This is a genomic window from Streptomyces mutabilis (genome assembly GCF_046628145.1).
Lineage (GTDB): Bacteria > Actinomycetota > Actinomycetes > Streptomycetales > Streptomycetaceae > Streptomyces > Streptomyces mutabilis.
In genome coordinates this window covers 5,754,228-5,766,960 of record NZ_CP176874.1, presented here as the reverse complement: position 1 = coordinate 5,766,960, position 12,733 = coordinate 5,754,228, and the positions used below count along the sequence as shown (strand labels likewise).

General features: G+C 70.5%; 4 protein-coding genes. 1 reads left to right on the top strand and 3 read right to left on the bottom strand.

Features of this window, described 5'->3' with window-relative positions; all coding sequences use genetic code 11:
* Positions 1-68: 68 nt before the first annotated feature.
* The 3 genes from ACLIN4_RS26075 to ACLIN4_RS26065 form a co-directional block, all read right to left on the bottom strand.
* Positions 69-2,768, bottom strand: coding sequence for a DNA translocase FtsK (locus ACLIN4_RS26075; RefSeq protein WP_382086450.1), 2,700 nt, complete (start codon positions 2,766-2,768; stop codon positions 69-71).
* A 156-nt stretch (positions 2,769-2,924) separates the two neighbouring features.
* Positions 2,925-3,599 carry a response regulator gene (locus tag ACLIN4_RS26070; RefSeq protein ID WP_107479812.1) on the bottom strand — a complete coding sequence of 225 codons (675 nt, stop codon included), beginning with the start codon at positions 3,597-3,599 and terminating at the stop codon, positions 2,925-2,927.
* A 465-nt stretch (positions 3,600-4,064) separates the two neighbouring features.
* Complete coding sequence (locus tag ACLIN4_RS26065; protein WP_289908795.1) at positions 4,065-9,536, bottom strand: HAMP domain-containing protein; 5,472 nt, start codon at positions 9,534-9,536, stop codon at positions 4,065-4,067.
* 393 nt (positions 9,537-9,929) lie between these two features.
* Here ACLIN4_RS26065 and ACLIN4_RS26060 point away from each other — a divergent pair, with 393 nt between their 5' ends.
* Positions 9,930-12,683 carry a SpoIIE family protein phosphatase gene (locus tag ACLIN4_RS26060; RefSeq protein WP_100045192.1) on the top strand — a complete coding sequence of 918 codons (2,754 nt, stop codon included), beginning with the start codon at positions 9,930-9,932 and terminating at the stop codon, positions 12,681-12,683.
* The last annotated feature ends 50 nt before the right edge of the window (positions 12,684-12,733 follow it).

Below are 12,733 nucleotides of genomic sequence, written 5' to 3'. Positions count from 1 at the left end.
CCTAACGGGTGAGTCACGATCGGCCGGCGACCGTGACCCCCGCCGGGGAGAACCTCGCGTACCGCTCCCTACCCTTCAGACTCCCCCCGGATCACGGCGAGCACGCCGTCCAGCTCATCAGGCTTCACAAGAACGTCACGAGCCTTCGAACCTTCGCTCGGTCCGACGATGCTGCGCGACTCCATCAGGTCCATCAGACGCCCGGCCTTGGCGAAGCCGACGCGCAGCTTGCGCTGGAGCATGGAGGTCGACCCGAACTGCGTGGAGACGACCAGCTCGGCGGCCTGGCACAGCAGGTCGAGGTCGTCGCCGATGTCCTCGTCGATCTCCTTCTTCTGCTTGGTCCCGACGGTGACGTCGTCCCGGAAGACGGGCGCCATCTGCTCCTTGCAGTGCCGGACGACCGCCTGGACCTCCTCCTCGGTCACGAACGCGCCCTGCATACGGGTCGGCTTGTTCGCGCCCATCGGCAGGAAGAGGCCGTCGCCCTTGCCGATCAGCTTCTCGGCTCCGGGCTGGTCGAGGATGACCCGCGAGTCGGCGAGCGAGGACGTGGCGAAGGCGAGCCGCGAGGGCACGTTCGCCTTGATCAGGCCGGTGACGACGTCGACGGACGGCCGCTGGGTGGCGAGCACCAGGTGGATGCCGGCCGCGCGCGCGAGCTGCGTGATGCGCACGATGGCGTCCTCGACGTCACGCGGCGCCACCATCATCAGGTCGGCCAGCTCGTCGACGATCACCAGCAGGTACGGGTACGGCTGGAGCTCGCGCTCGCTGCCCTCGGGCGGCTTGACCTTGCCCTCGCGCACCGCGCGGTTGAAGTCGTCGATGTGCCGGTAGCCGTAGGCCGCGAGGTCGTCGTAGCGGAGGTCCATCTCCCGTACGACCCATTGGAGCGCCTCGGCGGCCCGCTTCGGGTTGGTGATGATCGGCGTGATCAGGTGCGGGATGCCCTCGTAGGCGGTCAGCTCGACGCGCTTGGGGTCGACCAGGATCATCCGGACGTCCTCCGGGGTCGCCCGCATCATGATCGAGGTGATCAGGCAGTTGATGCAGGACGACTTTCCGGAGCCGGTGGCGCCCGCGACCAGCATGTGCGGCATCTTCGCCAGCGAGTGCATGACGTAGCCGCCCTCGACGTCCTTGCCGAAGGCGACCAGCATCGGGTCGTCGTCCTCGGCGGACTCCGCGAGGCGCAGCACGTCGCCGAGGTTGACCATCTCCCGGTCGGTGTTGGGGATCTCGATGCCGACCGCGGACTTGCCGGGGATGGGGCTGATGATCCGCACGTCGGGGCTGGCGACGGCGTAGGCGATGTTCTTGGCCAGCGCGGTGATCCGCTCGACCTTCACGGCGGGCCCGAGCTCCACCTCGTAGCGCGTGACCGTCGGGCCGCGGGTGAATCCGGTGACGGCGGCGTCGACCTTGAACTCGGTGAAGACGGTGGTCAGTGAGGCGACTATGGCGTCGTTGGCGGCGCTGCGCGCCTTGCCGGGGCCGCCGCGCGTGAGGAGGTCGAGGGCCGGCAGGGAGTAGGTGATGTCGCCCGAGAGCTGGAGCTGCTCGGCGCGGGGCGGAAGCTCCCGTTCCTGGGGGATCGGCGTCTTGGTGAGGTCCGGGACGCCCGTCTTCTCCTCGGGACCGTCCTTCTTGAGCTTCCCCGGCTGCGGGCGCGCAGCCGGGACCGGCGTCGGAGTCGGTGCTGACGACTCCCGCTCCCCCGTGCTCACGCCCTGGGTGAGGTCGGCGACCAGCGGCGACGGCGGCATCCCGTGCAGTACGGCACCGTCGAGGGCGGCGGCCGCGGCGGCGGCGACGTCCACGGCGTCCATCGGCCGGTTCATCTCGGGCTGCGGCACGGCGGACCGCCGGGGCCTGCGGCGCCGGGCGAGCGCCTCCTGCTCCGTCCCATCGGGGTCGTACGGCTCGGCGGCCGGCCCGCCCCGCTTGCGTGACCGCGCGGGCAGCGCCTCGCGCCACTGCTCGTCGTACCGCTCGTCGTCCTCCGGGAACCCGTCGGCCTCCGGGTCGCGTACGAGGCCGAGCCGCACGCCGAGCTGCCGCAGCCGCTGCGGAACGGCGTTGACCGGGGTGGCCGTGACGACCAGCAGCCCGAAGACGGTGAGCAGCACGAGCAGCGGCACGGCGAGGACGTCCGTCATCGTGTAGGACAGCGGCGTCGCCGCGCCCCAGCCGATGAGGCCGCCGGCGTCCCTTATGGCGTGCATGCCGTCGCCGCGGGCCGGCGAGCCGCAGGCGATGTGCACCTGGCCGAGGACGCCGACGACGAGCGCGGACAGACCGATCACGATCCGGCCGTTGGCCTCGGGTTTCTCCGGGTGCCGGATCAGGCGTACGGCGATGGCGCCGAGCAGGATCGGGACCAGCAGGTCCAGCCGGCCGAAGGCGCCGGTGACGAGGATCTCGACGAGGTCGCCGACGGGACCCTTGAGGTCGGCCCAGGTGCCCGCAGCCACGATCAGACAGATGCCGAGCAGCAGCAGGGCGACGCCGTCCTTGCGGTGCGCCGGGTCGAGGTTCTTCGCGCCCTGCCCTATGCCGCGGAAGACGGCACCGACGGCGTGCGCGATGCCCAGCCAGAGGGCGCGTACGACCCGGTAGACGCCTCCCGTCGGACTGGGCGCCGCTTTGGGGGCGGGCTTCTTCGCCGGGGCCTTCTTGGCAGGGGCCTTCTTCGCCGGACCCTTCGCGGGAGCGGCCGCCTTCTTCGCGGGCTGCTTCTTGGCTGCGGAGGGACGTGAGGCCATAGGTGTGAGGTTACCGGGGGAGGCGGCGGTCGACACGTGTGCCCACCGCTTCACCCGTTCGTGTCGCCTCCGCGTGAGAACGGAACTGACGCCTCCGGTATTGCCCCTGACGCGCCCTCATGGCTCGTGCTCCGCCGAGGGCGCCACCGGCCGCGCTCAGTTGACCGCGGCCTGCCCTCCGGACGAGCCGGGCTCCAGGGCGTCCAGCGCCCGCCGCAGTCCGGTGAGCTTGCGCTCCAGATGGGCCGCCGTCGCCACCGCCGCCGCGTCCGTCGACTCGTCACCCAGCTGCTTGGAGAGCGCCTCGGCCTGCTCCTCGACGGCCGCAAGCCGCGCCGACAGCTCGGCGAGCAGCCCTGCCGGCTCCTTGGCCTCGCCCGCCGTCTCCTTGCCGCCGCCCTCCAACTGGAGCCGCAGCAGCGCCGCCTGCTCGCGCAGCTGGCAGTTCTTCATGTAGAGCTCGACGAAGACGGAGACCTTCGCGCGCAGCACCCACGGGTCGAACGGCTTGGAGATGTAGTCCACCGCGCCCGCCGCGTACCCGCGGAAGGTGTGGTGCGGGCCGTGGTTGATCGCGGTGAGGAAGATGATCGGGATGTCCCGGGTCCGCTCCCGTCGCTTGATGTGGGCGGCGGTCTCGAAACCGTCCATGCCCGGCATCTGGACGTCCAGCAGAATGACCGCGAAGTCGTCCGTGAGCAGTGCTTTGAGCGCTTCCTCCCCGGACGATGCCCGCACCAGCGTCTGATCGAGCGCCGAGAGGATCGCCTCCAGCGCCAGCAGATTCTCCGGCCGGTCATCGACCAGGAGGATCTTGGCCTTCTGCACCATGGCCCGCCCTCCTCGCCCCGGCGTGGGGCCTCCCCTGTCCGCAGGACTTGGGGCAGCGCCGCCGGGGGCCACCCCAGGGGACGACTCCCTTGCGCCGCCCGTCCTTGTGCCGGTCATCGTAGCCGCACCCCGCCTGTCGCCACACCCTGTCACCGCGATGTCACTGTGCACGTAGCAGAAACGCGGCGGGGGACCAGAAGGTTCCCCGAATCCCGCGCTTCTACACGGCTCCGGGCACACTGAGTCAGCGACTCCGCGCGAACACCGAAGCTTCCCGCCACGTGCGTACACCCACGTTCGCACACCGTCCGAACGCGCCGTGCGGACGGTACCCGTTCACGCCGCGGCCCGTCCTGCGACACGCCTCCAAGAGGCCGCACTCCGGCCGACACCGGAGAGCGTGCCCGAACGTACCGCGGGCACGGTGCCCGGACGTACCGCTCCGTGCCCGCGGGGACCCGGCCCTCACTCCTCCCGCATCCACTGCTGCATCACCGTCAGCAGGTGATCGGGGTCGACCGGCTTCGTCACGTAGTCGGACGCTCCCGACTCGATGGCCTTCTCCCGGTCGCCCTTCATCGCCTTCGCGGTCAGCGCGATGATCGGCAGACCGGCGAACTGGGGCATCCGGCGGATCGCCGTGGTCGTCGCGTATCCATCCATCTCGGGCATCATGATGTCCATCAGGACGACCGCCACGTCCTCGTGCTGCTCCAGCACCTCGATGCCCTCGCGCCCGTTCTCGGCGTACAGCACGGACAGGCCGTGCTGCTCCAGCACGCTCGTGAGCGCGAAGACGTTGCGGATGTCGTCGTCGACGATCAGCACCTTCTGCCCGCCGAACCGGATGCCGCGGCTCGACTGCGGGGCCGCGTCCGACTCGACTGACGGCTGCTGCTGCGAGCCGGCCCCCTCCTCGGCCTCCGACGCGGCGCGGCGACGGCGCCGGAACAGCGCGGCGGCACCGTTCTGGGAGTCCTGGTACGACTGCACCTCGGCGGGCAGCTCGGTCTGCGCGCCCGGCAGCGCGACGTCTGCGCCCGGCGTGGCGAGCACCCCGCCGGGCTCCAGCGCCGGAAGGGGCTGCTGGTAGCCGTGCGCGGGCAGCTCGCTCGGGTGCAGCGGCAGGTACAGCGTGAACGTCGATCCTCGGCCCGGCTCGCTCTGCGCGTGGATCTCGCCGCCCAGCAGCTGCGCGATCTCCCGCGAGATGGACAGCCCTAGGCCCGTACCACCGTACTTGCGGCTGGTGGTGCCGTCGGCCTGCTTGAACGCCTCGAAGATCACCCGCATCTTGCTGGCCGCGATGCCGATGCCGGTGTCGCTCACCGAGAACGCGATGAGTTCCGCGTCGGGTTCGGTCATCGAACCGGCCTCCAGCAACTGCTCCCGGATGGCCTGCGGAACGTCGTCCCGGGCCGGCCTGATGACCAGCTCGACCGCTCCGGAGTCGGTGAACTTCACCGCGTTGGACAGCAGGTTGCGCAGCACCTGGAGCAGCCGCTGCTCGTCGGTGTGCAGCGTGGCGGGCAGCTCCGGCGACACCCGCACCGACAGGTCCAGGCCCTTCTCCGCGGTCAGCGGCCGGAAGGTGGCCTCCACATAGTCGACGAGCTGGACCAGCGCGATCCGCGTCGGGGAGACGTCCATCTTGCCCGCCTCGACCTTCGACAGGTCCAGGATGTCGTTGATGAGCTGGAGCAGGTCGGAGCCGGCCCCGTGGATCGTCTCGGCGAACTCGACCTGCTTCGGCGAGAGGTTGGCGTCCGCGTTGTCGGCGAGCAGCTTGGCCAGGATCAGCAGCGAGTTGAGCGGCGTACGCAGCTCGTGCGACATGTTGGCCAGGAACTCGCTCTTGTAGCGCATGGAGACCGCGAGTTGCTCCGCTCGCTCCTCCAGGACCTGCCGCGCCTCCTCGATCTCGGTGTTCTTCACCTCGATGTCGCGGTTCTGCTGCGCCAGCAGCTCGGCCTTCTCCTCCAGTTCGGCGTTGGACGACTGCAGCGCCTTCTGCCGCTGCTCCAGCTCCTCGGAACGCTCGCGCAGTTGCTCGGTCAGCTCCTGCGACTGCTTCAGCAGCACCTCCGTCTTGGTGTTGACGGAGATGGTGTTGACGCTGGTCGCGATCATCTCGGCGATCTGGTTGAGGAAGTCCTTCTGGATCTGCGTGAACGGGGTGAAGGAGGCCAGCTCGATGACGCCGAGCACCTGCCCCTCGAACAGCACCGGCAGGACGATCACCTGGGCGGGCGGGGCCTCACCGAGCCCGGAGGAGATCTTCAGGTAGCCGCTCGGCGCGTTCTCCACGAGGATCGTGCGCTTCTCCTGGGCGGCCGTGCCGACCAGCGCCTCACCCGGCCGGAACGAGGTGGGCATGGAGCCCATCGAGTAGCCGTACGACCCGAGCATGCGCAGTTCGTACTCGTCGCCCTCGGCGCCGGCGTGCTCCTGGCCGTCGGCGTGCGGCATCGCGAGGAAGAACGCGCCGTGCTGCGCGGAGACCACCGGGGTCAGCTCGCTCATGATCAGCGAGGCCACGTCCTGGAGGTCCCGGCGGCCCTGCATCAGGCCGGAGATGCGGGCCAGATTGCCCTTGAGCCAGTCCTGCTCCTTGTTGGCGATCGTGGTGTCGCGCAGGTTGGCGATCATCTTGTTGATGTAGTCCTGGAGTTCCTGGATCTCCCCGGACGCGTCCACATCGATCTTCAGGTTCAGGTCGCCGCGCGTCACCGCGGTCGCCACGCGCGCGATGGCACGCACCTGCCGGGTCAGGTTCCCGGCCATCTCGTTCACGGACTCCGTCAGGTCCCGCCAGGTGCCGTCGACGTCACGCACGCGTGCCTGACCGCCGAGCTGCCCCTCGGTGCCCACCTCGCGGGCCACGCGGGTGACCTCCTCGGCGAACGACGACAGCTGGTCGACCATCGTGTTGATGGTCGTCTTCAGCTCCAGGATCTCGCCGCGGGCGTCGATGTCGATCTTCTTGGTGAGGTCGCCCTTGGCGATGGCCGTCGTCACCATGGCGATGTTGCGCACCTGACCGGTCAGGTTGGACGCCATCTGGTTCACCGACTCGGTGAGATCCTTCCAGGTGCCCGCCACGCCCGGCACGTGCGCCTGACCGCCCAGGATGCCGTCCGTGCCCACCTCGCGGGCCACCTTGGTGACCTGGTCGGCGAACGAACTCAGCGTCTTGACCATGGTGTTGAAGGTGTCGGCGAGCTGCGCGACCTCACCGCGCGCCTCGATCGTCACCGTCCGCGTCAGGTCGCCGTTGGCGACGGCCGCGGCAACCTGGGAAATGTTCCTCACCTGAACGGTGAGGTTCTTCGCCATCAGGTTGACGTTGTCGCTGAGGTCCTTCCAGATGCCCACCACGCCGGGCACGTGCGCCTGGCCGCCGAGGATGCCCTCCGTACCCACCTCGCGGGCCACCCGCGTGACCTGCTCGGCGAACGACGACAGCTGGTCGACCATGGTGTTGACGGTGGTGACGAGTTCGAGGATCTCGCCCTTGGCGTCGACGGTGATCTTCTTCGACAGGTCGCCCTTGGCGACGGCCGTCGTCACCTCGGCGATGTTCCGCACCTGCATGGTCAGGTTGTTGGCCATGCCGTTCACGGACTGCGTGAGGTCCTTCCAGGTGCCGGAGACACCCTGTACCTCCGCCTGACCGCCGAGGATGCCCTCGGTGCCCACCTCGCGCGCGACGCGGGTGACCTCCTGGGCGAACGACGACAGCTGGTCCACCATCGTGTTCAGCGTGTTCTTCAGCTCCAGGATCTCCCCGCGCGCGTCCACGGTGATCTTCTGGGACAGGTCACCACGGGCCACCGCCGTCGCGACCTGCGCGATGTTGCGCACCTGCGCGGTCAGGTTCCCGGCCATGCCGTTCACCGAGTCGGTCAGGTCGCGCCACACACCGGCCACACCGGGCACCTGCGCCTGACCGCCCAGGCGGCCCTCCGTACCCACCTCGCGGGCCACCCGCGTGACCTGCTCCGCGAAGCTCGACAGCTGGTCCACCATCGTGTTGATGGTGTTCTTCAGCTCCAGGATCTCGCCGCGCGCGTCGACGTCGATCTTCTGGGACAGGTCACCCCGGGCGACCGCCGTCGTCACCTGGGCGATGTTCCTCACCTGTCCGGTGAGGTTGGACGCCATCGAGTTGACGGAGTCCGTCAGCTCCTTCCACGTGCCCGACACCCCGTCGACCCGCGCCTGACCGCCCAGGCGGCCCTCCGTGCCCACGTCCCGGGCCATCCGCGTCACCTGGTCGGCGAAGGACGACAGCTGGTCCACCATCGTGTTCACGGTGTTCTTCAGCTGGAGCATCTCGCCGGAGACGTCCACGGTGACCTTCTGCGACAGGTCACCGTTGGCCACCGCCGTCGTCACCTGGGCGATGTTCCTCACCTGACCGGTGAGGTTGCGGAACGCCGTGTTGACCGAGTCCGTCAGGTCCTTCCACGTCCCCGCCGCCCCGGGCACCTGCGCCTGGCCGCCCAGCTCACCCTCGACACCGACCTCCCGGGCCACCCGCGTGACCTCGGCACCGAAGGCGGACAGCTGGTCCACCATCGTGTTGACGGTGTTCTTCAGCTCCAGCATCTCGCCGGCCACGTCCACGGTGACCTTCTGCGACAGGTCACCGCTGGCCACCGCCGTCGTCACCGCGGCGATGTCCCGCACCTGAGTGGTCAGGTTCCGGAAGACCGTGTTGACCGAGTCCGTCAGGTCCTTCCAGATCCCCGCCGCACCCGGCACGTTCGCCTGACCGCCCAGCTGACCCTCGCCACCGGTCTCGTTGGCCACCCGCGTGACCTCGTCCGCGAAGATCCGCAGCGTCTCGGTCATCTGGTTGATCGTCTCGGCGAGCTGCGCGACCTCACCGCGCGCCGGAACCGTCACCTTCTTCGACAGGTCGCCGTTGGCGACCGCCGTCGTCACGTGGGAGATCTCCCGCACCTGGGCCGTCAGGTTCCCGGCCATGGTGTTGACGGAGTCGGTCAGCTCCTTCCACACCCCGGCCACGCCCGGCACCTGCGCCTGACCGCCCAGGGCGCCCTCGGTGCCCACCTCCCGGGCGACGCGCGTCACCTCGGAGGAGAACGCGGAGAGCTGGTCCACCATCGTGTTGACGGTGTTCTTCAGCTCCAGCATCTCGCCGGCCACGTGCACCGTGACCTTCCGGGACAGATCACCCTTGGCCACCGCCGTCGTCACCAGCGCGATGTCACGCACCTGAGCGGTGAGCCGGTACGCCATCGTGTTGACGGAGTCCGTGAGGTCCTTCCAGGAACCGGACATACCCCGCACCCGGGCCTGCCCGCCGAGCTTGCCCTCGGTGCCGACCTCGCTGGCGACCCGCGTGACCTCGTCCGTGAACGTCGACAACTGGTCGACCAGGTTGTTCACGGTCCGGCCGACCTTCAGGAACTCACCGCGCAGCGGCTGCCCGGTGCCCTCCGCCGTCTGCGTCCGCAGATCCATCCGCGGCGACAGATCACCGTCCGCCACCGCCGACAGCACCCGGCTGACCTCGGAGACCGGTCGTACGAGGTCGTCGACCAGCGCGTTCGAGTTGTCGATCGCGGCCGCCCAGGACCCCTCACAGGCGCCCGTCTCGAGCCGCTCCGTGAGTTTTCCCTCACGCCCGACCACGCGCCGCACCCGGGCCAGCTCACCCGTGAGGTGCAGATTGCGGTCGGCCACCTCGTTGAAGACCGCCGCGATCTCCGACATCACGCCGTCGCCGGACACCGTGAGCCGCTTGCGGAAGTTACCCTCCCGCATCGCCACCAGGGCCGCCAGCAACCGGTTCAGCGCGGCCGTGTCCACCGTCGTACTGCCACCCCGCGATTTGCCCTGGTTACTCAGGGACTGTCCGCCTTTCGCGCGCGCCTTAGTGCCCCGCGTCGCTGCGCCAGACTCCACTGTGTCCCTCCCGCAGGGGTCGACCGTTACTGCTGTGCCCGGCCGCCACCGCTCGGCGGACCGGTTACTGCCGCGTACTTCCTGTGCTGCCGGACGCGGTCCGCACGGATTCGCCGGACCGCTCCGAGGCTGCTGCCCGCCGCACAGGGTGCGCATTCAGCCTGCCCAGACCTTCACTGGAAGCCTGCCCAGTGTTTCACCCCGGCCGAACCAGGCCATAACAGTTCGGCAGCTTCGCACATCGTCCGCACACCCTCTGGGCGGAAACACTGCAGACCGGCATCCGCATGGACGGCGAAGGTAAGTAACCTTGCATGCGGCTGTCCAGCCACGCCGGTCCGTCCGGCCTGGGCGGTGGCACGGAGACGAGCGGGCATCGGAGGGGCGGCCGGAATGACCACCGGACTGATCCCGGGGGAGCAGCCCCCGGATCCCGGGCCGACGGGTGGACTGCCGCAGCAGCGGCGCGAGCCGGTCGGCCATGAGGCCGTGCACGGGGAGAGAGGGTCGAGGAGTTCTGTGATCACCGCGCGCGCGGCCGCCAGCTTCGAGCCCGTCGGACGATCGGTGGCGAGCGCCCGGTCCTTCGTCCGCGACACCCTGCAGGGCTGGGGCCATGCCGACATCGTCGACGACGCCGTGGTGCTCACCAGCGAGCTGGTGACCAACGCCGTGGTGCACGCCGGCACCACCGCCGACGTCGTGTGCCTGCGCAGCGACGACGGCGTCCGGATCGAGGTGGCCGACCACTACCCCGAGCGCGAGGTCCCGCTCCAGGGCTCCCCCGCCACCATGGGCAGCCTCGACCGCGAGGGCGGCCGCGGACTCCAGCTGTGCGCGGCCCTGGCCGACCGCTGGGGCGTCGAGTACACGCCCACGCTGAAGAACGTCTGGTTCCACCTCCACCTGCCCGAGCGCCCGGTCGGCACCCGCGCCGCCGGCCCCTCCCTCCCCGCCGACCTGCTCCCGCTCGCCGACGGCCGCGTCCGCGTCGCCGTCGTCCAGATCGACCGCACCGGCGCCGTCACGTCCTGGAACGAGGACGCCGAGGAGCTGTTCGGCTACGCCGCCGAGCAGGTCGTGGGCAAGCCGCTGACCGACCTCGCCGCCTGGCCGCACACCCCGGGCACCAGCACCGGCATCGCCGAGGCGCTCCAGCTGTCCCGCTGGGAGGGCAGCTACGGCATAAGGGGCGCCAACGGCCGCGTCACCCCGGTCTACGCCTCCCACCTCCGCGTCCGCGACGCGGGCGGCGAGCCCTCCACGGTCTGCCTCCTCGTCCGCGACCACGAACGCGCCGTCCTCCAGACCCCGTTGCGCGTACCGGCCTCCGACCCCGGAGCCTCCTCCGAGGGCCAGAGCACCGACCCCTTCGAGGTGTTCATCGGCTCCCCCGCCCCGGACGACCTCGACGGCCTCCTCCAGCGCACGGTCGAGCGCGCCCGCGACATGCTCGACGCCGACGCCGCCTTCCTGCTCCTGGCGACCGACGACGAGACGGAGTTGGAGGTCCGCGCCTCCACCGGCCTGCCCTCCGCCCGCCAGCGCTTCGCCCGCGTCCCCGTCGAAGCCGGCCCGGGCCGCTACGGCTCCGCGCGCATGCCCGCCGTCCACGACGACCTGGCCGCGGTCCCCGGCGCCGTCCCACTGCTCAACGGCACCGGCATGCGCTCGGTCGTCACCGTCCCGCTCAAGGTCGAAGGCCGCCTGACCGGCTCCCTCGGCGTCGCGGCCGAGGCCGCCGGCCGGTACTCCAACGAGGAGGCGCTGCGCCTCCAGTTCGCCGCCGACCGCATCGCACTGGCCGTCGAGTCCGCCCGCCTGGGCGAGCTGGAGCGCCTGCGCCGCGGCTCGCTGAGCTTCCTCGTCGAAGCCTCCGACCTCCTCGCCGGCACTCTGGACCGCGACCAGACCCTGGCCCTGATGGCCCAGATGACGGTCCCGACCCTGGCCACCTGGTGCGCCGTCTACACGATCGCCGACCAGGCCTCGGAGCCCTACCTCTCCTACGTCCTGCACGAGGACGAGGAACTCATCGACGGCATCAAGTCCCTGCTCTCGAAGATCGCCCCGCCCGACCCGGTGCCCACCCCCGGCGCCCGTGTCTGGTCGGCACCCGGCGAGCTGGCCCACCAGGCCGCACTCCGCACCTCCATGCGCGACCTGGGCCTCAACACCGGTACGACGCCCCAGTTGAACACCGGCATCGGCCCGACGCTGGCCACGGCGGCCGCGGTGGGCGGCGAGACCGTGGTCCTCCCCCTGGTCGCCCGCAACCGCGTCATCGGCATGCTCACGCTCGGCAAGCCGACCGACGAGCACTTCCGCCAGGAGATCCTGGAACTCGCCGAGGACCTGTCCCGCAGGGCCGCCCTGGCCCTGGACAACGCCCGCCTGTACTCGGAGCGCACGGCCATCAGCCAGTCCCTCCAGCGCAGCCTGCTGCCCCCGGAACTCCCCGTCATCGACGGCGTCGAGGTCGAGGTCATCTACCGCGCGGCCGGCGAGGGCAACGAGGTCGGCGGCGACTTCTACGACCTCTTCCCCATCAGCGACGACGCGTACGGCTTCGCCATCGGCGACGTCTGCGGTACGGGACCGAACGCGGCGGCCGTCACGGGCCTGGCCCGGCACGCGCTGCGCCTGCTCGCCCGTGAGGGCCTGAGCGGCCCGGCGGTCCTGGAGCGCCTCAACTCCGCGATCCTCGACGAGGGCGCCCGCAGCCGCTTCCTCACCCTCCTGTACGGCGAGTTGCGCCCGCAGGAGGACGGCGGCGCCGAGCTGAAGGTGGTCTGCGCCGGCCACCCCCTCCCCCTCCGCCTGCGCCAGGACGGCACGGTGGAGCCCGCCGCCGAGCCCCAGCCGCTCCTCGGCGTCATCGAGGACCTGGAACTCTACGAGCAGACGGTCACTCTCGACCCGGGCGACGTCCTGCTCTGCGTCACGGACGGCGTCACCGAACGTCGGGAGGGCACACGCATGCTGGGCGACGACGGCCTCGCCGACGTCCTCACCACCTGCACGGGGCTGACTGCGGGCGCGGTCGCGGCCCGCATCATGCGCGCGGTGGAACGCTTCGCGTCGGACGCTCCGTCCGACGACATGGCGATTCTGGCGATGCGCGTCCCGGAGCCGCACGCGGACTGACCCGCGCGTCCCCGGGCATGCGAAAGGCCCCGCCCAATCGGGCGGGGCCT

Coding starts and splice junctions, on each gene's coding strand:
- ACLIN4_RS26075 (WP_382086450.1), bottom strand. CDS start 2,768: ATGGCCTCACGTCCCTCCGCAGCCAAGAAGCAGCCCGCGAAGAAGGCG.
- ACLIN4_RS26070 (WP_107479812.1), bottom strand. CDS start 3,599: ATGGTGCAGAAGGCCAAGATCCTCCTGGTCGATGACCGGCCGGAGAAT.
- ACLIN4_RS26060 (WP_100045192.1), top strand. CDS start 9,930: ATGACCACCGGACTGATCCCGGGGGAGCAGCCCCCGGATCCCGGGCCG.